The 22,488-nt window shown below is 36.5% G+C and carries 19 protein-coding genes and 4 tRNA genes; 10 read left to right on the top strand and 13 right to left on the bottom strand.

Features of this window, described 5'->3' with window-relative positions; all coding sequences use genetic code 11:
- Positions 1-2: 2 nt before the first annotated feature.
- The gene (metE, locus tag LS64_RS03045; RefSeq protein WP_034572971.1) at positions 3-2,282 is read right to left on the bottom strand and encodes a 5-methyltetrahydropteroyltriglutamate--homocysteine S-methyltransferase; all 2,280 of its coding nucleotides are present in this window, start codon (positions 2,280-2,282) and stop codon (positions 3-5) included.
- A gap of 259 nt (positions 2,283-2,541) precedes the next feature.
- Here metE and LS64_RS03040 point away from each other — a divergent pair, with 259 nt between their 5' ends.
- The 5 genes from LS64_RS03040 to LS64_RS03020 all read left to right on the top strand — a co-directional run bounded on the left by LS64_RS03040 (position 2,542) and on the right by LS64_RS03020 (position 5,379).
- The gene (locus LS64_RS03040; protein WP_052062601.1) at positions 2,542-4,848 is read left to right on the top strand and encodes a tetratricopeptide repeat protein; all 2,307 of its coding nucleotides are present in this window, start codon (positions 2,542-2,544) and stop codon (positions 4,846-4,848) included.
- A 119-nt stretch (positions 4,849-4,967) separates the two neighbouring features.
- A tRNA-Lys gene (locus LS64_RS03035) sits at positions 4,968-5,043 on the top strand.
- Between the two features lie 38 nt (positions 5,044-5,081).
- Positions 5,082-5,156, top strand: a tRNA-Glu gene (locus tag LS64_RS03030).
- A 50-nt stretch (positions 5,157-5,206) separates the two neighbouring features.
- Positions 5,207-5,282 (top strand) — tRNA-Val (locus LS64_RS03025).
- A 20-nt stretch (positions 5,283-5,302) separates the two neighbouring features.
- Positions 5,303-5,379 (top strand) — tRNA-Asp (locus LS64_RS03020).
- A gap of 43 nt (positions 5,380-5,422) precedes the next feature.
- Here the strand turns inward: LS64_RS03020 and LS64_RS03015 are convergent.
- Positions 5,423-6,910 carry a (Fe-S)-binding protein gene (locus LS64_RS03015; protein WP_081948358.1) on the bottom strand — a complete coding sequence of 496 codons (1,488 nt, stop codon included), beginning with the start codon at positions 6,908-6,910 and terminating at the stop codon, positions 5,423-5,425.
- A 127-nt stretch (positions 6,911-7,037) separates the two neighbouring features.
- On the opposite strand from LS64_RS03015, the gene LS64_RS03010 reads away from it, so the two are divergent.
- Positions 7,038-8,333, top strand: coding sequence for a hypothetical protein (locus LS64_RS03010; protein WP_034572974.1), 1,296 nt, complete (start codon positions 7,038-7,040; stop codon positions 8,331-8,333).
- A gap of 11 nt (positions 8,334-8,344) precedes the next feature.
- On the opposite strand, the gene LS64_RS03005 is transcribed toward LS64_RS03010, so the two are convergent.
- Together LS64_RS03005 and LS64_RS03000 are read right to left on the bottom strand one after the other, a co-directional pair.
- Positions 8,345-8,563, bottom strand: a complete 219-nt coding sequence (locus tag LS64_RS03005; RefSeq protein WP_034572976.1) for a hypothetical protein — start codon at positions 8,561-8,563, stop codon at positions 8,345-8,347.
- Between the two features lie 199 nt (positions 8,564-8,762).
- The gene (locus LS64_RS03000) at positions 8,763-9,035 is read right to left on the bottom strand and encodes an acylphosphatase (protein ID WP_034572979.1); all 273 of its coding nucleotides are present in this window, start codon (positions 9,033-9,035) and stop codon (positions 8,763-8,765) included.
- A gap of 149 nt (positions 9,036-9,184) precedes the next feature.
- Between LS64_RS03000 and LS64_RS02995 the strand changes: the two genes are divergently transcribed.
- Positions 9,185-10,606, top strand: a complete 1,422-nt coding sequence (locus tag LS64_RS02995) for an OprD family porin (RefSeq protein WP_052062602.1) — start codon at positions 9,185-9,187, stop codon at positions 10,604-10,606.
- Between the two features lie 37 nt (positions 10,607-10,643).
- Here LS64_RS02995 and LS64_RS02990 read toward each other — a convergent pair whose 3' ends face one another.
- Positions 10,644-11,669, bottom strand: coding sequence for a beta-ketoacyl-ACP synthase III (locus LS64_RS02990; protein WP_034572982.1), 1,026 nt, complete (start codon positions 11,667-11,669; stop codon positions 10,644-10,646).
- Between the two features lie 118 nt (positions 11,670-11,787).
- On the opposite strand from LS64_RS02990, the gene LS64_RS02985 reads away from it, so the two are divergent.
- On the top strand, positions 11,788-13,950 hold the full coding sequence (locus LS64_RS02985; RefSeq protein WP_052062603.1) for a hypothetical protein: 2,163 nt from the start codon (positions 11,788-11,790) through the stop codon (positions 13,948-13,950).
- Positions 13,951-13,960: 10 nt separating this feature from the next.
- On the opposite strand, the gene LS64_RS02980 is transcribed toward LS64_RS02985, so the two are convergent.
- Positions 13,961-14,983 carry an LptF/LptG family permease gene (locus LS64_RS02980; protein WP_034572985.1) on the bottom strand — a complete coding sequence of 341 codons (1,023 nt, stop codon included), beginning with the start codon at positions 14,981-14,983 and terminating at the stop codon, positions 13,961-13,963.
- 390 nt (positions 14,984-15,373) lie between these two features.
- On the opposite strand from LS64_RS02980, the gene LS64_RS02975 reads away from it, so the two are divergent.
- A complete protein-coding gene (locus LS64_RS02975) occupies positions 15,374-15,955 on the top strand; it encodes a phosphatase PAP2 family protein (protein WP_081948359.1) in 582 nt (193 codons plus the stop codon).
- 130 nt (positions 15,956-16,085) lie between these two features.
- Entirely contained in the window at positions 16,086-17,030 is a 945-nt protein-coding gene (locus LS64_RS02970; RefSeq protein WP_034574781.1) for a D-2-hydroxyacid dehydrogenase, read from the top strand.
- A 109-nt stretch (positions 17,031-17,139) separates the two neighbouring features.
- On the opposite strand, the gene LS64_RS02965 is transcribed toward LS64_RS02970, so the two are convergent.
- From LS64_RS02965 to LS64_RS02935, 7 genes are all read right to left on the bottom strand, one after another.
- Positions 17,140-17,394: a hypothetical protein gene (locus LS64_RS02965; protein WP_052062604.1), complete on the bottom strand. Its 255-nt coding sequence runs from the start codon at positions 17,392-17,394 to the stop codon at positions 17,140-17,142.
- The gene (locus LS64_RS02960; RefSeq protein ID WP_118949376.1) at positions 17,372-17,629 is read right to left on the bottom strand and encodes an aminotransferase class I/II-fold pyridoxal phosphate-dependent enzyme; all 258 of its coding nucleotides are present in this window, start codon (positions 17,627-17,629) and stop codon (positions 17,372-17,374) included. The genes LS64_RS02965 and LS64_RS02960 overlap by 23 nt, the downstream gene beginning before the upstream one ends.
- A gap of 18 nt (positions 17,630-17,647) precedes the next feature.
- The gene (locus LS64_RS02955) at positions 17,648-18,676 is read right to left on the bottom strand and encodes an ATP-grasp fold amidoligase family protein (RefSeq protein WP_118962105.1); all 1,029 of its coding nucleotides are present in this window, start codon (positions 18,674-18,676) and stop codon (positions 17,648-17,650) included.
- Positions 18,648-18,983 (bottom strand): hypothetical protein, encoded by a 336-nt coding sequence (locus tag LS64_RS02950; protein ID WP_118962106.1) that lies wholly within the window; start codon positions 18,981-18,983, stop codon positions 18,648-18,650. Before LS64_RS02950 ends, LS64_RS02955 begins: the two co-directional genes overlap by 29 nt.
- An 85-nt stretch (positions 18,984-19,068) precedes the next feature.
- Positions 19,069-19,632, bottom strand: a complete 564-nt coding sequence (gene ruvX, locus LS64_RS02945) for a Holliday junction resolvase RuvX (RefSeq protein WP_081948315.1) — start codon at positions 19,630-19,632, stop codon at positions 19,069-19,071.
- A complete protein-coding gene (locus tag LS64_RS02940; protein WP_237416284.1) occupies positions 19,632-21,296 on the bottom strand; it encodes a MiaB/RimO family radical SAM methylthiotransferase in 1,665 nt (554 codons plus the stop codon). Before LS64_RS02940 ends, ruvX begins: the two co-directional genes overlap by 1 nt.
- A 76-nt stretch (positions 21,297-21,372) precedes the next feature.
- Complete coding sequence (locus tag LS64_RS02935; RefSeq protein ID WP_237416285.1) at positions 21,373-22,428, bottom strand: polyprenyl synthetase family protein; 1,056 nt, start codon at positions 22,426-22,428, stop codon at positions 21,373-21,375.
- Positions 22,429-22,488 lie beyond the last annotated feature (60 nt).

Here is a 22,488-nt window from a genome sequence, read left to right as displayed (position 1 = left end):
ATTTACCCCTCGATGCGCACTTTCAATACGGCATCGACCATATTTTTTAGGCTTGGTTTTACCTCTTCCCATTTGCGTGTTTTAAGACCGCAATCGGGGTTTATCCATAGTTGGCTTTTTGGCAGGACTTCTAGCAAAAGTTTTATTTGCTTATAGATTTCATCCACACTTGGAATCCTTGGGCTGTGGATGTCATACACGCCTGGTCCTACTTCATTTGCATAGCCAACCTTTTTGAAAATCTTTAGCAATTCATTCCCACTTCTAGCCGTCTCAATGCTTATCACATCGGCATCCATCGCCTCAATGGTTTTAATAATATCGTTAAACTCACTATAACACATGTGCGTGTGAATCTGCGTCTCAATTTTCGCGACAGAACTACTAATCTTAAAGCACTCTAGCGCCCAGCTCTCATACTCTTTTACCTTGCTTTCACGCAGTGGATAGCCCTCTTTAAACGCCGCTTCATCCACTTGAATGATTTTTATCCCAGCATCTTGCAAGTCGCTAATCTCATCCGCGATACAAAGCGAAAGCTGCTTACACACATCTTTACGCGCCAAATCATCACGCACAAAGCTCCAGTTTAGGATAGTCACAGGACCTGTTAGCATTCCTTTCATAATCTTTTTTGTGAGACTCTGCGCGAATGTTATCCATCGCACGGTCATTGCCTTAGGGCGACTTGTATCGCCAAAGATAATAGGCGGCTTTACACAGCGGCTACCATAGCTTTGCACCCAGCCATTTTGGCTAAACACAAAGCCTTTTAGCTGCTCGCCAAAGTATTCCACCATATCATTTCGCTCAGGCTCGCCATGCACTAGCACATCTAAGCCGATTTCTTCTTGAAACGCAACGCAGTCCTTGATATAAGATTCTATCCCGCTTTCATAGGCTTTAGAATCTATCTCGCCTTTTTTAAACTTTTGCCTTAAAGCACGAAGCTCTGGCGTTTGCGGGAAGCTACCGATTGTTGTTGTGGCTAAATCTGGATAGCCAAGTGCCTTTCTTTGCACCTTAATTCGCTCTTTGAAAGGCTCTTTTCTTGTGGTAATTTTAAGATTTGCAATGCGACTTTGCACCGCGTTATCATGGATTTTTTCACTTTTTTTGCGGTTATCATTTACGCTTTTATTCGCATTATATGCGTCTTTATTAGAATCTATTACGCCATTTCTAAAGATAGATTCTAAAAGTTCTAATTCTCCTATCTTTTCCCTAGCAAAACTTAGCCAACTTAGAATTTCTTTATTCATTTTAGATTCAGAATCTTTGCTAAAAGGCACATGCAAAAGAGAACAAGATGAGCTAATATGAATTAAATCTTTTGGCACAATAATGCTAATTTTATCCAAAATATTAAGCTTAGAATCTAGATTTGCCACCCAAATATTTCGCCCATCAATTAGCCCTGCATACAGCTTTTTACCGCTATTTGCAATCGCTTTAAGGCTATTTTCATTTAAATTATCCACACCATGCACAAAGTCCAAGCCAAGTCCTACAATATCGCTATTTACAAGGATTTCAGTTGCTTCATTACTAGATTCAAAATAAGTCGTAACGATACTTTTAATGCCAAGTTTGGCGATAGAATCATATACTTCTTTAATATGGCTAAAAAATTCATCACGTCCTTTAACAAAAATAGGCTCGTGAAACTCAATCAAAATATCCTTGCCAAGTGTGCTAACTAAAGATTCTAAAAGCTTAAAGTAAGCATTTTTCAAGTTAGGAAAAACATCACTTTTTTTGCTATTATCACTAGTTTTGCTAAGTCCTAAGTAAGTGAAAATTCCTATAAGGCTAATTTTTGGATTATACCCAAGTGACAAAGCTTCCTTATATTCATCCACGATTTTTTGAGCATTTATATGATATTGCAAGTCCTTGCGAAGCTCTGGCACGACATAGTGATAATTTGTATTAAACCACTTTGTCATTTCACACGCCACGCCACTTTTGCTACCACGTGCCATAGCAAAATACAAATCTAGCCCCTTTAAATCATTGAATCTAGCAGGAATTACGCCCAACGCATAGCTTAAATCAAGCATATTATCATAAAAACTAAAGTCATTTACGACCACATTTTCCAAGTTTTTTTGATAGCTCCAGTGCAGTTTTCGCAAGTCTTTTGCCACTTTGAGTAACTCTTGCAGTTTGTGTTCTTTTTCGCTTGTATCGCCGCCGTCTTTAGCCGCCGCCCAGTAAGATTCTAATGCTTTTTTTAGCTCTCGTTTTTCGCCTATTCGTGGGAATCCTATAATATTCACTTTTTTTCCTTTTAATTAATAACATTTTAAAACGCATATTTTAGCATTTACATATTGTGTTTGTCAATTTTTACGCATAAGATTCTATAAATTTTTAGCATTTTTTACATTTTTTCACTTTTATTATAGAATCTAATTTGCCAAAAGCAATTTTTTGCTTACAAAAAGTAATAAATAAGTTATAATTTAAACATTGATTTTGTTTAGAATCTACAACATTATAAGTTTCAAATATTATAAGTTTAAGGGTATTTTACTTATGAATAATGTAACTATTAGTAGCACACGTGAGTTATTTCAAAAAGGAAAATGGGTTGAGTGTATAGAATCTTGTTTGAGAATCATTTCGCATAATTACGATAATATCGAGATTTGGGGGCTTTGTGCTTTAAGCTATGCTAATATTAATCGCTTAGATGAGGCTATCGAGTGCTTGCATGAAGCCTTGAAAGTGGATAAAAAGCAAGGTGGGGCAAATATTTTTAACTTGTCTGTAAATCTTGCCGAGCTATATCGCCGCAATAATATGGTTTTACAAGCGATTTCATTACTTAGAACTTTTTTGCCAAAAAATGATGAAAATTTGCACTTTAACCTTGCGAAATGTTATGCCGATTTGCAAGATTATGAAAAGTCAATACAGCATTACACAACCGCGATTACCATTAATCCAAAGGACATTCACGCCATTTTTAATCTTGCAAATCAAGAGGCTGCTTTAGGGCGCTTTAATCTTGCCTTAAAGTATTACACTCTAGCGTATGAGGGCGGTTTGGGCGATGCGGGGCTAAATTTGGCTCAGCTCTACGTTAGCCTTGATAATATGGAATCTGCCTTAAAACTTTACAAAGATTTAGAGATTTATTACAGCCAAGATTCTAACTTTTACTTTAATTATGCGAATGCGTTGCGTTTTAATTTTCAAAATGAAGCTAGTATTGAGAAATATTACAGGGCTTTAAACCTGCAATTTGACGCGCGATATGCGATAAATTTTGCGTATTTACTGCTAAGTATGGGCGATATTGAGAATGGTTTTTTATTATATGAGCAGCGTAAGAATCTTTTGCAAGATTCTAAGAATAAATATAATTCAGTCGTGCTAAATAAGCATTTTTTGGACTTTGGGTTTGAATCTAAGGAGGCTTTGTTTTCTTTTTTGCGTGGAAAACGCGTTGTGCTTTACCATGAGCAAGGCTTTGGGGATAGTATTATGTTTGCGCGTTTTATTCCATTTTTGCTTGAAAAAGTTATGGATTCTGCCCTAACTTCTAAGGGTGGGAGCGGTGGGAATCTTAAAAAAGGGCAGAAAAATATAGAATCTAGCAAATTTAGCACAAAAGATTCTATAAAAACCACCTTAGAATCCAAACAAGATTCTATAAAAAACCCCGAATCTAACGGAGAAGTTTTTTTATTTTTACCAAAAGAATTAGAATCGTTATTCACCTGTTTTAACCTTAAAATTTTTACAAGTTATAGCTTTAAGACAAACGATTACGACATCGCCATCCCGCTACCTAGCCTAGCCTATCTTTTTGCCACAAACACAAATATTTTGCAATCTCTACACACAATCCGCCCCTTATTATTAGATTCTATAAATTCCAACGACTCACTCCCCCATCCCTTGCGGAGGGGGGCTAGGGGGGTGGGTCATGTATCAGTGGGTCATGTTGAGCCGCAAGGCGAAACATCTAACCTACAAAATATGCAACAAAAAAGCCAAAAAGTTACAGAATCTAGCATTCCCATAAAAAAGATTCTAAAAACCTACGAAATAGATTCTAAAGACACCGACAATAAAATTATCCACACAAAGCATAAAAATCAAGCCCACAAACTTGACATAGCTATAAAAAAGCTAGATTCTAAGAGCAAAAGTTCTAAATTTCATAACCTAGATTCTATCTTTGCAAATGAAAAAAATATAAAAGTTGGCTTAAATTTTATGTCAAATCCAAAATTTCAAAATGCGCGCGAAAAGTCAATCTACCCACAAAAGCTTTTAGAATCCTTGCCAAGACAGGGTTTCAAATACTACAGCCTGCAGTATGAGGGCATTGACAAAGAGCTTGCAAGCGAGTTTAATGTAACCGATTTACGCGAATATATAAGAGATTTTGCCGACACAGCAAGGCTTTTAACGCATTTAGATTTTGTCATTAGCATTGATTCCGCGCTAGCGCATTTAAGCGCGTCTCTAGGGCTTAAAACCGCGATTTTACTACACAAGCGACACGACTGGCGATGGGGCAAACTAGGCAATTTTACAGAATCTAATCTAGATTCCAAACTAAACTTCAAAATAGATTCCAAAACTTCTAAAAATCATAACAATTTAGATAAAAAAATCCCTACAAAAGATTCCAAACATTCCATAGAATCTAACTTAGATTCTAACAATTCTATAGAATCCATTGCAATAAAAACCGCGATAGAAAACGCAAACGACTGCCTATGGTATGACAACATCTACCTTTTCAAACAAGAAAATATGCAAGAATGGACACACGTATTTAAATCTTTACACACTTTCTTATTAAATTTATACTTACAAAGCTAACTTTTTAGAATCTAAATTAGTGCTTAATCAAAATTTATAATATTTTAGGAATTTTATTACAAATCCTTGACTTTTTCTTTAAAAAAAGATAATATTTTAGTTTTTATTTCACAATTTAAGACCCGTTAGCTCAGCTGGTAGAGCAATTCCCTTTTAAGGAATGGGCCGTTGGTTCGAATCCAACACGGGTCACCATTTATCTAGCGTGGATATGGCAGTTTGCTGTATCTTTTGGTCCCTTCATCTAGTGGTTAGGATACCACCCTTTCACGGTGGCTACAGGGGTTCAAATCCCCTAGGGATCACCATTTTAGCTAATTTAGGTTGGCTATAAATTGCGTGATTTTAGCTAGATAAAGGTCGCTTAGCTCAGTTGGTAGAGCGCCACCCTTACAAGGTGGATGTCATAAGTTCGAGTCTTATAGCGACCACCATTTTGAGAATGCTTTGCGTTGGAGCGGTAGTTCAGCTGGTTAGAATACCTGCCTGTCACGCAGGGGGTCGCGGGTTCGAGCCCCGTCCGTTCCGCCACTTACAATTTTTCATGATATCCTTTTCATAACATTTTTAAGCTTTAAGTTTTCTCTAAACTTTCAGCGATAAGTTCTAGCGGATGCTTAAAAGTCGCATTTACATTGTTTCGTCCCATAGAATCATCAATTTGCATTCGACACGCGCTGCACTCCGCACTCACAATCTCTGCGTTGCTCTCCGCGATATGCCACGCCTTTTTATCGCCGATTTTTTTGGCTAGGTCGTATTTTTCACTTTGAATAGTCACGCCGCCAAAACCACAGCACGTGCTAGATTCAGCCATTTCTTTCAGGGCGTAATTTTTGAGTAGATTTCGCGGCTCATTAAAAATCTTTAGCACTTTTCGCGCATGGCAGGGGTCGTGATATGTGATTTTTGTTTGGCTTTTTTTCCTTTTAGAAAGGATAGAATCTAGCCTTGTAAAATCGTGCAACCACTTACTAGCCATAAAAGTTTTTTTCTTTAAAGATTCTAATTTGCTTAAATACTCCGCATTATCAATGCCAAAAACCTCGCTTTCAATTTCAAGTGCGTGATGCCAGTCGCTAAGCAGCATAGCAGCGCAAGTTGCCTCTGGCACTAAAAGTGCGTCCAAATCGCTTAAAAGCGGCACTAGATAGTCTAAGTTTTTTTTAATCAAACGCGTAGTGTTTTTAATATCGCCACTAAAAAATGCGGGCGCGCCACAACACTCTTGCTTCCCCGGAATGAACGCGTCAATGCCTAGCCTATCAAGGATTTTAAGCAGGCTCACGCCGACATTCACATAATTATAATTGCTAAGGCAGCCGATGTAAATGCCGACTTTACGGGGGTTTTGGGGGTTAGATTCTATGGAAATTATAGAATCTTGCGATTTAGATTCTATGTTTTCTTTAGAATCTAACTTCTCATTTTTTATAGAATCTTGCAAATTAGATTCCATAGAATCTTTATTCTTAGATTCAATAAGCCCATTAAATCTTTGCAAAAAACTTCGGCGATTTAGCGGCGTAATCACGCGATTTTTCAAATTCCCAAAGCCAAAACGAAGCCTTTTTCGCCCATTTTCATCCTTAAAAAGACAAGGATTAAAGTAAAATCCAAGCGAAAAAACAAGATTCAAAACGCTTCTTTTGCCTAATAAAAAAAACAAAAAGCGTTTATACAGCGGTATTCCATACTTTTTCGCAACATCCACACGCACCCGCTCAATGACAAAATCCACAGGCAAACTCATAGGACACTGCGTAACGCAAGTCGTGCATAAAAAGCAGGATTCCACCGCATTTTTAAGGCTCAAATCTAGCGCAAGTCGCCCTTGCGAGTAGGCTTGAACCAAGTCTAAGTAGCCACGCGGCGAAGTAATCTCATCGCGATTAATGGAGTAAATCGTGCAAGTTGGAACGCATTTTGCGCACTTCACACAACTCATCGCCGCCTTTTCCATAATACCTACTTTATGCTCCACATTTTTAAAGACAATATTTTGGGAATTTTGCACACCGCTCTGCGAATTTGCAAGTGAATTTATAGAATCTACACTCATTATTTTTCCTAAAAGTTTGGGTTTTTTTAAGGCAACTCAAATTATATAAAAATTTTTTGTAAAGTTATAAAATATGATATAATTAGCACATTTTTTTTAACAAAACAAGCATATTTTAAGGGCGTGGATGCGTTATTTCAGTCGTTGTTTTTTTCTTTTTCTATGTTTATTGAATCTAGCTTTTGCTCGTTATACTAATTTGGATGCTGCGCTTTTAAATGGTAGTAAAAAAGTGGATATCCTGCTTTTTGGCGATTATATGGCTTCTCAAAATGGCGTATATACGAATAATCTCTTTGGCGATAGTAAGCGTGTGGGCAATCTTGGCTATATCAACGCGCAAGTTGGGCTTGGCTATACGACAGGATTCTATTATAATTTGCGGTTTGCGATTAGCTTTCGCGCCGCACAAGCCCTGCTAAATCTGCGACAAGATATGCGAAAAGATTTCACGCCAAATACCGCAAATAGCGTCTTTGGCGATAGTTCTGTGGCTTTGGGTGAGACATTTTTAGAGTATTTTGATGGCGATACTGCGATAAAACTTGGACGTTTTCAGCCTATTAGCGAGTGGATTAGCCATCTTGTTGATGGAATCTTGGTGCAAAATGGCAGTTTTAAAAACCTTGTGATTGAAGGGCTTTGGGCGTATGATTATGGTCGGGTGAGCTATTATGAAATCTCCGCGTTTAGGGCGTTAGGCAATGTTGGCTATTTTAATTTTGGGGCGCGTTACTACCTTTTTGGCAATCAGCGAAATTTGAAAGATTCCACCTACATTAACGCATTTAGCACCTTTGTGCCTGGCGTTTTTGTCACTATCGGGGGGCGCGCTCACTGGGCAAAAGTCTTTAGCAATAACTTTTGGCTTGGCGTGAATGCGGGTTTCACAGGCAGTATTGAAGACCATTCTCACATTCGCTCTTTTAATAATAATACATTTTTGATTGACGCTAAAATCTTGGCTGGGATAAAAAATATCGATTTTATGGTAGGCTATGTAGGCTCTGGTGCGGCTGGGATGGGCAGTATCGGTGTGCTAGGTGCTGGGAGTGGCACGCAGATTGATATGAATAGCGCGTTTTATAAAAATGTGCAGCCCTTTTTTGTGTGGGGTGGGCGCGCTATAAAGATGGGCTCTAGCGCGCATTTGCTTTATGCGGCTGGGCGTTTTAGCTTTTTTGATTCTAAGTTTAATGCGTATTTGGCGTATGGCGTGACTTTTTTTAATGGCTCTCGCTACTATGGCGGTCTTAGGGCGAATGGGACGCCTATTCAAGGGCTGGTGCAGAATGAAATTAATGCAATGCTAGAATTTAAAATCACAAATACTTTGAGTGCCATAAGCCACATCACCACGACTTTTAATAAAGGCGTTAGCAATTCTTTTGAGCTTAACGCCGGCGTTAGGTTTATGTTTTAGAATTTCAAATACTACAATTTAATACTTTTTATAGAATCTAAAATATTCCTAGAATCTTTTGCGTTTGTAAAATTAGATTCACTAGGATTTACGCGAGGTTGTATAACCTTGTTATTTTTTACCTTAAAAACATCCTTAATATCGCTAGCAATCACATTTACATTAGAATTTACCACATAAAAACTAGCATCAGCATAGCTTTTAAAACCTATAAATTTACCAAACAACATAGCTTATCCTTTGTAAAAATTAATAATATCACAATAATATCAAATTTATATAAAAATTACAAGTATTTTAATTAATAAAATTATTACATTATAAAATATGTAATTTATTAAATAAATAATTATTATTTATGGATTCTATAATATTAAATCTATTTTGCAAATAACTAAGATTTATAAAATTGTAAAATTTATATATAATTTACTCAATAATTCTAAAATCACTAAAATTAAGATTTTCTAATATCGTAATTTCAAAACTTTTTGTCTCCATTCTGCCATTCCCAACAAGCAAAGATTCTAAAAAATCGCCAAGAATAGCTCCATCTTGAAGACTTACAAATATCTCCACACTGCCATCACTTAAATTTTTTACGCTGCCTAATAGATTCTTACTTGTAGCGTATTTGTATGTAAAATTGCGGTAACCAACACCCTGCACTTTACCTTTAGCAATAATTTTAAAATGTCGCATATTTTTCTCCTTAAAAATCTAAATTAGTAGCGTAAAATTGTAACAAATTTATTTTTATATTAAAAATATTAATCCATAAATTGAATAAAATTGATTTTATTTTAAAAATTATGTAAGCTAACAATATATTTTACAAAAAGGTTAGCAAAATGATAACAAAACTTCAAAAACACCTATTAATTTTAGTGATGGCATTTGCAGTATTTAGTGTTAATTCCAATGCTGTGCGGCTTATGGATGTGATTGAGAATGCTACTTTAGATGGATTTGCTTTTGGGCGATTTGTAAATGTACATGGTAGAGATGCTGATGGTTCTAGGTGGCAATTACGACTTAAACCTACAATTACTACAGGACAAATAGCAGGCTTTAGTGCATCCGCTGGAATCTTTTTCTCAAAAGGCAGCACAACACCTGATGGGAATAACACAGATGGTGATATTTCAGGTAGTCGAGGTGATATTGTAAGTGCGTTTGTGGATAGATTTAATATCGCAGATTTTTATGTGACCTATAATGCCTTAGATTCACTAAATACAAAAACAATTTTGCAAGGCGGTCAAAAAAGCGTTGTTACACCTTTTAATGATACAATTTTAGATAGAGCACTTGGAATCTTTGTGCAAAATACTGATTTAGATTTTCTAAACATTTCATTTCAATGGTGGGATACTTGGATTAGTGATGATATTTTTATTTCTCGCGCAAACACAACTCCTGCCGCTGCTGGACTAGGTAACAATGTCTTTGTGTTGGGGTTTAATAGCAGTAAAGATTTTACTAAAAGCACAAGATTTTCTTATAATTTTTGGTATGCCTTATCACATAGATTTTTAGATTTTATGATATTTGCGGATGTGGGATATAGTTTTAATATTGGAAAACACGCATTTAATGCAATGGTACAAAGCACAGCAGCCAGAATAGCTAATCAACCTACGCTTTTTAGTAACTCAAGCGATTTCAACACTCTTTTTAGCTCAAATACTTATAATTACGCAAAAAATCGTGGCACGTATAACATTAGATTGGATTATAAATATAACTTAACTAATGATAGTGAATCTAATAGCCCAAATGGTTATATCGGTGCATCGCTAGGACTTGCAGGAAGCTTTTTAAATGGCTATGGGACAATGTTTGATAATACAGGTGGCTTGAAACTAGGCGGAATCTTGTGGAATAACTTTGCAGGAACAGAAGCAAATGGTTTTGGTCTTTTTGGTTCTGGTGGATTTAATAATAGCTCAATTTTTCTTGTTTATGGTAAAGCAGAATTTAATTATAAAAAGTTTGGTGTATCTTTAGATGCAGTATTTGTAACTACTTCACACTTTTTCGTGCTAAAAAAGGGTAGCAGTGGGCATTTTGCTAACCTTGCTAACTTAAATAATGTAACAGCTAATTTGCATGGTAGTGCTAATAAGTTTGTGCCTGTAAGCTTTTTGGAACTTAGCCCTGCTATCACCTACAAATTCACATCAAATATAAGTGCGGTATTGCAATATGGCTACTTAATGGGTGATTTAAATATGGGAAGAATTAGAGCTCAAGTAAATTATGTGTTTTAATCACGCTTTTATATTTTAAATGGAATTTTATAAAATCTCAAACGAAATCGGCGTAAATTAACGCGCTCCCCCAAGTAAAGCCAGAGCCAAAGCTATCAAGCAATAGCAAATCGCCCTTTTTAAACTTGCCCTCTTGCATTGCGTCACATATCGCCATAGGGATACTTGCAGCGCCCGTGTTTCCATACTTTTGCACGGTTAAGATTAGCTTTTCGCGCGGGAAATTTAGCGACTTAGCCACAGAATCTATAATGCGAATATTTGCCTGATGTGGGATAAAATACGCGATATTTTCGACACTTAAGCCATTAGATTCTAAGATATTTTTTGCCTCATTTGCAATCGTGCGAACCGCGATTTTAAAGACCTCATTGCCTTTCATTATCATTTTTTGCGAATTTTGCAACGCACTAGAATCTAAAACGTTAGAATCTAAAGAAAGTCGTGGCGTATAAAGAAGGCTAGCAAAATCGCCATTCGCACCGATATGCACATCCTTTATACCACTTTTCAAATCCTTAGAATCCAAACTAGATTCTACAAACTCCCCACGCGAGACGACAAGCGCGCCCGCCCCATCGCCAAAAAGTATGCACGTGCCGCGGTCTTGGAAATCCAGCACCGCGCTACTTTTCTCCGCACACACAAGCAAAATATTGCGATACATCCCGCTCTCAATGTAGCTTTTCGCCACGCTCAAAAGATAGATAAAGCCCGTGCAAGCCGCGACCACATCAAAGGCTGGAACATCGGTAATACCGAGTTTTGATGCGATTATACAAGCCGTGCTAGGCATCCCAAAAAAGTCCGGGCTAAGTGTCGCACAAAGTAGCAAATCAATATCTTTTGGGGCTAGATTCGCCCTTTTCAACGCAATGTCCGCCGCCTTAAAACCCAAGTCGCTACTTAGCTCACTTTTCTCCGCAAAATAGCGCGTTTTGATACCTGTGCGTTGCGTTATCCACGCATCATTCGTCTCAAGGAAACTCTCAAAATACGCGTTAGGCACGCACTTTTGCGGCAGATATGAAGCGATAGATTTAAGTGTGGTCGTGTAGGGCATTTTTGTCCTTTTTTGGCGTTTTGGCAAAAGAATTTAAAAACTAAAATTATAACAAAAAAAATAAAAGTGTAAAAAATATTGTATAATCTATGTTTTATTTTTATTTTAAAGTTTTGTAATGTTGCGATTTTTGCTTATTTTGAATGTTATTTGTGGTGGGTTATTTTGCGTGGTGTGGGCGGATTCTAAGCTAGATTCAAATGAGATTATAGAATCTAATGTGCTAAAAGATTCTAGTATTGTGGTGGATTCTATATCGCAAAACTCGCAAGATTCTAAAGATTCTGTGAATGTTTTGCAAGATTCTAATATAGCAAAAGATTCTATAGAATCTACGCAAGTTACTGAATCTAATCTAGCGCAAGATTCTATACAATCTATAGAATCTAATTTGTCTCAAGATTCTAATATTAAACAAGATTCTAAGCAAATTACTGAATCTAACATCGTGCAAGATTCCAACAAAACCATAAAACAAGATTCTAACCATTACTCAATTATGCAAGATTTAGAATCTGCGTTAAGTGCGTATGTTAAGCAAGATTTGCCAAAAGATTTATCGCTTAAGTTTCATAAGATTCATAGTAGTTTAACATCGCAATTTCCGCAAACTCACAGCGAAAATCTAGCACACAATGCATACAACGCACATAATGCAATAAACCCATTTTCACTAGAAAAAACCCAACAAACGCAAGAAAATAACCAAAATAACACGCCCCAAAAAGCCCAAAATGAAGCCCAAAATGAAGCCCAAGACACACAACAAAATCAAATAAAAAAACCCCTAAATAACAAAACCCTACCCACCCTTTACACAGATTCAATCGATATAAAGACGCTAAGCCCAAAATGTATAAACCAAACCTTTAGCCTAAAAAAAGAAAACAACCTTGATATACACGAGATTCTAAACTTTTTGGCGAAATCGTGCGAATTTTCCCTTCAATATTACAGCGATAAAAATGCCAAGATTCCAACGCACTTAAGCTCCCTAAATGTGCAAGACAAAGGCTTAGATTTTCTCCTAAAACTCCTACTAAGTGACACATTTTATGACATCAAACCACACCAGCTTGTGCTAAAAGAGCACGAAATGCTAATCTATGAGCTAAACTATGTCTCAAGCACGAGAATGGCTCAAAGCAACACCGATGTGCTATTCTCACAAGAGCAAAACTATGGGAATCAAAACACATACACAGGCTATGGCGGATACAACGGCTATCAAAACTACGCTTTCCAACCACCACCAACGCAGAATCTAATCACCCAAAATCCCCCACAAAACTTATCAGGCTACCTTGACAATTTCTCCTTAAAAAACCAACTTCGAACTCAAATGAACTACGCAAACCACAACTTTGGCAAGTCCGGCACGAAAATCTACTCCCTTGATGAAATCAACTTTTGGGCTGATGTGGAATCTAAGCTCGGCATCCTGCTTGAGCTGCGAAAAGGCGATAGATTTATGATAGATAAGGGCGCTGGGCTTGTGACAATTTGGACTAATCGCGTTAAAATGCGTGATGTGGCACATTTCTTAAATAACTTAGAATCTAAGATGAATTTGCAAGTGGCAATTGATGTTGAAATCCTTACGCTGACGCACTTTAACGCCACAAATATCGGCATTGACTGGCAGGAAATCTTTAAGATTCTAAACCCGACTACTTCGGCGTTTAACCTTGCCACAAATGGCAGTAATTTTAGCATTACAAACGCGACAACTAGCCTAAATCCTTTGTTTAGCCTATTAAAAACCTATGGAAATTTACGCAGTCTAAGCAATCCAAAAATAATGGCACTAAATAACCAACCAGCCATAATTAGCGTAGGCTCAGTGCTTCGCTACTCACAAAACCTAGTCTTTCAATCAAACAACACCACAAACACCATTCAAAACACCAGCACACAATACCCAAGCGTTTTTAGCGGAATCTTGCTAGACATCACGCCATCAATCAGCCTAGATTCTATCATTTTACGCATAAATCCAAGCATAACAAAAACCAAAGACCCAGAGCTAGAAAACACGAGCCAGGCGTTAAATTCGCCCCCAAATCTAAGCACAAATCAGCTATCAACAATCATTAAACTTAAAGATGGCGAACGCGTAATAATCGGCGGACTACTTAGCAACATCGCTCAAAACTCATCCCAAGCAATCCCAGCTTTAGGCGAAACAAAAGCCCTAAATAAAATCTTTGGCAAGCAAAGCAAACTAAGCCGCAACGAAGAGCTAATCATCATAATCACCCCACGCATCATCCGCGATTAGAATCTAGATTCTAATAAAACCTTTTAACATATTTCACATACAAAAAATAGCCTAAAAGTAGCCATAAAAGTGGGAAAAATAGGCTTAAAAAGGGCAGTTTCATTGATAAAAAATACATTAAAATAAGATATGCCGCCCCGCTTCCTAGCACATAAAAGTAAGCATAATTTTTATGGAATCTAGGATTTTTTATCCCAAAAAATAGCATAAAAAATATGCTAACAAGTGGCAAGAAACTCGTGCAAATGCTTTGCGACAAACGCTTCAAAGTCTTGCCATCGCCCTGCCATGCGCCCTCCCAGTATTTAATCAAATCTTGTGCTTCAAAATTGCTATCTTGCAGAAAATTTCGCACCACCATTTCCTTAAACTCCGCCTTTTGCAGCAAATCTTTATCATAAAAGAAAGCTTCACCATCGCTCAAACGCAGCTCAATTACGCCATTTTCATTCACAATCACGCCACGTTTTGCAATGATAAAATTCTCACTAGCCTGCGTGCTAGAATCCGCATAAAGCACCAGCCCGCCATACTCATTTTTGCCGATTTGGCTATCGACATACACGAGCCACTCGCCGATTTTTTGCCCAAAGTCGCCTGGCTTTAAATTGACATCAATTTCACTTGTTTTGTAGTTGATAAACGCACGATACGCGCTCTTGTGTGCGGGCGTCATCACAAGCGAAAACATCAAAAGCACAAAGCTAACCAAAATACAAAGTGGCAGCAAAACGCGGATAATATCACGCGGTGAATATCCCAAAGAAAAAAAAACAAGCATTTCGCTATCATAACTTAGCTTACTTAACCCAAGCACACACGCGCTATAAAAAGTCAAAGCAATCACAAAAAAAGTATTCGCCGGGATACCATAATAATAAAGGCGTGAAAGGTCGCCAAGACTGAGTTTGACGCCATTTGTAAGCACGGCAATATTTAGCACCAAAATAATACTAGAAATAAAAAAAAGCACGAAAAAAAATGGGAAAAACATCTCGCCCACAGACTTTAAAATGTATTTTTTAAATAGCATAATGACCTACAAATAAAGCATTAAGATTCTAAAGAGTGTAAAGAAATCTTAATACGAATAATACAATATCTAGCAATCATGCAAAGAAATAAAAAAAATCCAAATATGCAAACACCAAAAAACAGCCCACTTAAAAAATCAGGTGACATAAGAAAGGCTAACACGCTAGAAAAAATCGCTATGCCAAACAAAAAGCCATAAAAAAATTCCATAAGCGCCAAAAATCTTCGAATTTCAACTTTATTCATTACCATACTCTATCTCGAAATAATTTTAGAATTTTAGCTTAAATTTATTGAATCTATATTATATAAATTAGTTGAAATATTTTGATTTTTTATTATCTTTTATGTAAAATTCTTGGTTGCATCTAAAATATTAAGGCAAATTATGAAAAAACTTTTATTTTTTATTATATTTTTTATAACTTTTTCTACGCAAAGTTATGCACGTGGTGAGTTTGAAAAGCTAGGTGATATACTTACATTAGCCCCTGTTGGCGCATTTATCGTAAGCATCGGCATTAAAGACTATGAGGGCGCATGGCAAGTAGCACTAGGCAGCCTAGCCACGCAAGGCGCAGTCGAGCTAATCAAACGCACAAACGAGTTCGCCGCCGCACAAGGCGCAGACATACTATTCTCCAAACGCCCGCTAAACACCGACTACAAGGGCATGCCAAGCGGACATACCGCAGGGGGCTTTAGCGCGGCTGGCTATGTGTATTATCGCTACGGCTGGAAGCCCGCATTGCCCGTCATCGCACTAGGCGTAGTCACTGCTGCTAGCCGCGTGCATGCACGCAAACACACGATTTTGCAAACCATCGTAGGCGGCAGCATAGCCTGGGGCTTTGCCTACCTTTTCACCACAAAATACATCCCACAAACCAAAGTCATAATCACGCCAGACATAGGCTATGACGACCTTGGCGGACAATATTATGGCGTGAATGTGAATTATAGATTCTAAGTTAAATACATTTGTAAATTCAAAAAGTAACACTTTAAAATTAATGCGTAAAAAAAATGTTACATTTTGTGTGAATTTTTTATTTTTTTTGCTAGATTCTATAAATTACACAAGTTTTAAAGGAGAAAATATGAAAATTGTTATGCTTGATAGGGCGACTTTGGGTGAGTTTGATAGTAAGATTTTTGAGAAATTTGGCGAGTTTGTAAGCTATCCTGTTACAAAAAGTAACGAAATTATTGAACGTTCTAAGGACGCGGAAATCATTATCACAAACAAAGTCGTTTTGAATGCCGAAACGCTAGAAAAATTGCCAAAATTAAAACTCATTTGCATCACCGCAACCGGCACAAATAACATCGATTTAGTCGCGGCAAAACGCCTAAATATCGCGGTCAAAAATGTCGCAGGATACTCCACATTCGCGGTGGCGCAACACACACTTGCTTTAGCGTTAAACTTTTTGGGTGAAATGCCCTACTACACGCACTACGTGGCTCGTGGGGAGTGGGCTAAGAGCGAGATTTTCTGCCATTTGGAGCGGGAGCTGCACGACTTGTATGCGAAAAGTTGGGGGATTATCGGCTATGGCGCGATTGGCAAGCGTGTGTGTGCGTTGGCGCAAGCCTTTGGCGCGGATGTGAGCTACCATAGCACCAGCGGGCATATTCGCAAGGAAAATGTGCCACATAAGTCGCTGGACGCGATGTTAGCGGAGTGCGATATAATAAGCATTCACGCGCCTTTTAACGAGCAGACGAATAACTTAATCACGCTAGATTCTATAAAAAAGCTAAAAAAAGGCGCGATTTTGCTTAATCTTGGGCGTGGTGGCATTGTGAATGAGAGCGATGTGGCGGCTGCTTTGAAAGGTGGGCAGGACTTTTATTTTGGCGCGGATGTGCTAAAACACGAGCCTATGGAATCTAATAATCCGCTGCTAGAAATCATGGCAGATTCTAAGCTATCACGCCGCATTTTAATCACGCCACACATCGCGTGGGCGTATAAAGACACAAAAAATGTGCTACTAAAAAAAGTCGCAGGAAATATAGAATCTTTTTTGAATGCTTAGAGATTTTGAAAAGTTTTCATATTAAAACTAAATTATGTTACTAGAAGCTGTAAATTCACTCTATCATCAATATTTCGGCGTATATTGCCTTGATTTTTAGATTCTAACTTTATAAAAAAGTTAGCCTTTCTATAACTTTTTCATTCACATTTGGTAATAAATATTCATTTAAAAATTCTTTTGTTAAAATTTCTGCTTTAAAAATAGGCAGGTGAAAAAGCTCTTTAAACTCGACATTTGCGTCATTTGTAAGCTCTGGAAAAAGTGGATTTAGCTTTTTAACTCGCACTAATTCTAAGAATTTTGCTAAGGTTTGGAAATTAACTAATGTCTCGCAAAAGTCAAATATTGCTAACTTTTTCAACGTATCTCCTTATGGAATCTATAACTTTTTTCATTTGTTTCTTCGTGCCAATTGTGATTCTACAATGATTTTGTAAAATATGTGAATAATCGCGGATAAAAATATTTTTAGATTCTAAAAAATCTACAAAAGTTCTATTATTTCTAACTTTTATAAGGATAAAATTCGCATAACTTTCATAATATTTTATATTCATTTCACTTAATTTTTTACAAAAATAAGTTCTAGATTCTATAACTTTTTTAATGATTAATTATTTCCACATATCTCCCAAAATTTTATCATATTCACTAGGTTTAAATTTACACGAACCACCAAATGGTGTGAAAGTCAGCTCCCCAACATACACTTTTTTATCTAGTGCGTATAAATCAATGCGGATAAAACTGAAGTTTCCTAACAAGATTCTAGCGATTTTATTCATCGTATTTAGGGCGGCTGGTTTTTTTATTTCATCTTTCAACACTTCAAAATTGTAGGTAAAAGGCAAAAAATTCCATTTATCATCATAAAAGTGCCTGATATGCGTATGCTCATAGTTTGCATCATCTACTTGAATAATTAATTTATCCGCATTTTGAAATGTAAAATAGCGAAAATTTTCTGGAATCTTTGTAGTTTTATCTTGTTTTTCATATAACATTTCCTCAGCAAAAATTCTAGATTCTATAGCTTTGTAATGATATTCGCGACTTATATCATAATAATTTGAGTGCAGGTGATGTTCTAATTTTTGTAACATTTGCTCCAAAATGTATCGATTTTCTAGTAGTCCTTGTTTATTTTCTACAATGACTACGCCGCCGCAATCATGATTTGTTTTTAGCACAAAAGAATTTGGCAAAGCCTCAAAATCAATCTCTTTTGTGTTTTTATAGATTCCATAAAGTTTAGGCAAAAATGGGCAGTTATTTGTGTAAAAAAGCTCTTTTGTTACAAAATCTATGGGCGAAAAAAGTGTTTTTAGAATCTCTTTTGGAATGTTAAATTGACTAGAGATAGAATCTAGCTTAGAATCTTCATTTAATAAAGCCAAAACAGGATTATTTTTAGATTCTATAAAGTATTGATTTATGGAATCTACACTATTAAAATGTTGCGGATTTTCTAAGTTTTTAGAATCTTTGTTATTGAGAGAATTTGCGTTAGCAAATTCGTGGCAATCTATTTTATTTTTTATTGTTTTTATAGAATCTTGTGGGTTAGAATCTTTGGAGTTAGATTCCAAATTTGCTAACTTTTTAGGGATAAAGTTATGATTTACCCCCCCCCCCCATTGCATTATTAGCCGTTTTTTGAGAATCTAAAGAAACAGAATCCACAAAATCACGCAACATAAAATTAATATAAATCCGCGCCTTTAGCTTATCCGCAAGTGGCGTGTATAGCGGATTTCTATCATACAAACTGCGATGATTTATTTTCTCATTAAACGTCTTAGGATTTGCAAAATCAGGAGTGTAGCCAAAGATTGTTTGATGTCTTTTTGTAAAAAATTTTAAATCACGTTCAAACGCTCCTTTTTCCTTTCGCCCAGCACGATAATCCTTATAAATTTTAGAACTTTTTATCAATTTAATTAACCCCATATTTTTCCTTTTAATTTTAGTAAGAAAAAAATTATAGCATATTTTTCTTGCTAGATTCTACAAAACTAGATTCTAAAAACTTAGATTATATTAACTTAGATTCCATAAAACGTTCCAAAATTATACACGCGCTAATACTATCCAAAGCCCCGTTTGTGCGGATATTTTGACGCTTTTTATACTTTCTATCAATGATTTTACTCTCAGCCTCAAGGCTACTTAGATTTTCATCTACAAAAATTATTTTGCCCTTAAAATCCATTAAAGTTATAAAATGTATAATTCTACGCTTAAATTCATTAGCCTTTTCATTAGAATCTAAACTCGTGACTCCAACAACTAATATGAGTTTTTCACTATCAAAAGTTCTAGATTCTGTAACTAAATCCATTAAATCACGAGCTGCTTGATTGCGATTTTTACGAATGATAGCTGGCAAGGGCAGAGCGATATTATTTACTAATTTTGCTACGCCTATTTTTTTTAAGCCAAAATCTATGGCATAGATTCTATCAAAAGTTCTAGATTCTATAACTTTATTACTGCCATTAGATTCTAACTTTTTAGTTAAAAAATTAGTAATTTTAGAATCTAAGTCCCCAACTTTAGAGAGACCAACATTTATAGAATCTAAACTTTCATTTTCCATTATAAAATCCTAAAATTATTAGCAATATTATAATCTTTTACATCATATTGACTTACTTCAATCCAGCTACCTTTTTTCACAGATTCTATAGAATCTAAAAACTTAGATTGCAGCGGCACTAAAATTCTATTAAAATATTCATCAAGCCCTGTAATGTAAGATTCTATAACATTATTATTTTCATAATTTTTTTCGCCATCTATTAGCACTTTTAGAATCTTATCTTTATTTCGCATTCTAAAATCTAGATTTTTCTGCTCTATCATATTCTGCACTAAACGCAACCTTTTTTTAGCCACATCACCACGCACAATTTCTAGCCCCTCCGCATTTTTCGCCGAAGCAGTCCCTAATCGCGGCGAATAAATAAAGGGGTGAATGTGCGTTAGCGGCAGCTTTTGCAAATTTTGCAACGCACTCTCAAAAATGCTCTCACTCTCTCCATTATGACCGACTATAAAGTCCGTGCCAAGCGTCATTCCACGACTTGAAAGCTCACAAAAAAGCTCCAAATCACGCTCAAAAGTATTCTTACGATTCATAATCTTTAGCATAGTAGGATGCGTGTGCTGAATGGCGATGTGCAGGTGCTTTTCTAGGCTCCTAAGCTCCCCCAAAACGCCCAAAAACCGCGCATCAATCTGGCTAGGCTCAAGGCTACCTAGCCGAATGCGTTTTATGCCCTTAATTTCATCGATTTGTAATAGCAAATCTGCTATATGTGACCCCGTGTCAAGCCCGTAGCTACCGATATTTGTGCCTGTTAGAATGACTTCACTTACACCATTTTGTGCCAAAATTTCAACCTGTTTTAGAATCTGCCTTTCACTAAAACTTCGCGCCGCCCCACGCACGCTAGGAATCACGCAATAACTGCACTTAAAATTGCACCCTTCTTGAATCTTAATAAACGCTCTCACACGACCAACAATTTGTGGGAAAATGCTGGAATCTACGTGGTTTTTGTTTTTTTCTTTCACAAGATTCACACGATTTTTAGAATCTAAAATCGCCCTTAAATCCTCTTTATGAGAGTGAGAAAACACGCTATAGACGGCATTTTGCTTAAAAAGATTTTTACCCAAATGCTTCACACCACAGCCTGTGAAAATCACGCGTTTGCCCTCCTTTGTGCATTTCCTAGCATAGCTTCTCACTTCCCTATCCGCCTTATTTGTGACCGTGCAGGAATTTATCACAATTATACTAGCTTCACTCTCGCTCTCCACGACTAAGTATTTTTTTTTATTAGAATCTTGTGACTTTTCAAAGCACGAGTTTTCCAAACCAAAATCCTTAGAATCTTGCAAACTAGATTCCATATTTTTTATAGAATCTAAATTTTTAGAATCTAGTAACGTAGATTCTATAACTTTTTTACTAAAAAATTCTATATTTCCTATCTTAGAATCTTTTTTGCTTTTCACGTTTGAAAGTTCTAAATTTCCTAACTTTGAATCTTTAGAATCCCCCACCTTTTCCAAACCAAAATCCTTAGAATCTTGCAAACTAGATTCCATATTTTTTATAGAATCTAAATCCTTAGAATCTCGCAAATCTTCACGGACAAAATCCTTAGAATCTCGCAATAAACTATGAATCATCACCTGCGTATCATACAAATTACTACGACACCCAAAAGTCTTAAAATACACTTTTTCCATTCATTCTAACTTTTTTAAAAAATTTCATTATTACACAAGTATATCTTATTTAGATTAGTTTGCATAAACAATATATTTATTCTTTAAAATACGCGCTTAAAAGTAGCTCTAAGTTGGCTTTTAGATTTTTAGATTCTATGCTATCGTCAAAAGATTGCAGGTCGTTTTGCAATGACGTGGCGTATTCATCCTTAATTTTTATAGCGCGAGATAAGCCTAGCAAATTCACATAACTATTTTTCGCGGCGTCATTTTGGCTGGTTTTCCCACTTTTTTTAGAATCTTGCGTAAAATCGATAATATCATCGCGGATTTGAAAAAATAGCCCAAGTTTCAAGCCAAAAGTGTAAAGCAGCTCGCACATTTCACGCGACAAATTCGCAATCACAGCGCCCATTTTTAGACTTGCAGCGATGAGTTTTGCCGTCTTTTGCGTGTGGATAAAATCAACTTGCGTTCGCGTTAAACGCACATTTTCAAACGCGCAATCAAGGCTCTGCCCTAGAATCATCCCGCTAATTCCGCCATTTTGGCTTAAAATCTGCACTAAATTAATGCGCGTTTGCGCCGAAAACTTCGCGTTTGAAAGCAAAAAAAACGCATAAGTGTTAAGCCCATCGCCCACAAGCACGGCACTTGTCTCATCGTATTTTTTATGCAGGGTCGCGCTGCCTCGCCGCAAATCCGCGTTATCCATGCAGGGCAAATCATCGTGAATTAGCGAATAAGTGTGCAAACACTCGATGGCAAGGGCTGGAATGTAAGCATTCTGCCTTAGCTGCGGGGCAAAAGCGCACACAACGCTAAGGAGCAAATTAGGGCGAAATCGCTTCCCACCAACTAGCACCATCTCCCAAAAGGCGTCCTCAAAATGTGGGTGAAAGCTCTGTATTGTGGGCTTATTGTTTTTTAAAAACTCTTCAAAGGCAAGGCAAGATTGTGTGAAAAAGGTTGTGGTGGATTCTATATTTTGCTTTTGTGCGGGGTTTTTCTTGCTAGATTCTATATTTTTTTTAGAATCTTTGTTCGCATTTTTAGAATCTTTAGAATCTATTTTAGGATTTTTCATAGAATCTTTTTTGGAATTTTTTATAGAATCTTTTATAGAATCTTGCTTTTTGAAGCCAGCCATTTTCTCGCCCTTTTTAAGTAAAAATTGAAATTAGATTCTAATATGAAAATGTGTAATTTC

Origin of the sequence: Helicobacter saguini (genome assembly GCF_000762875.2) — a bacterium.
GTDB lineage: Bacteria > Campylobacterota > Campylobacteria > Campylobacterales > Helicobacteraceae > Helicobacter_A > Helicobacter_A saguini.
This window is presented reverse-complemented; position numbering and strand designations above follow the sequence as displayed.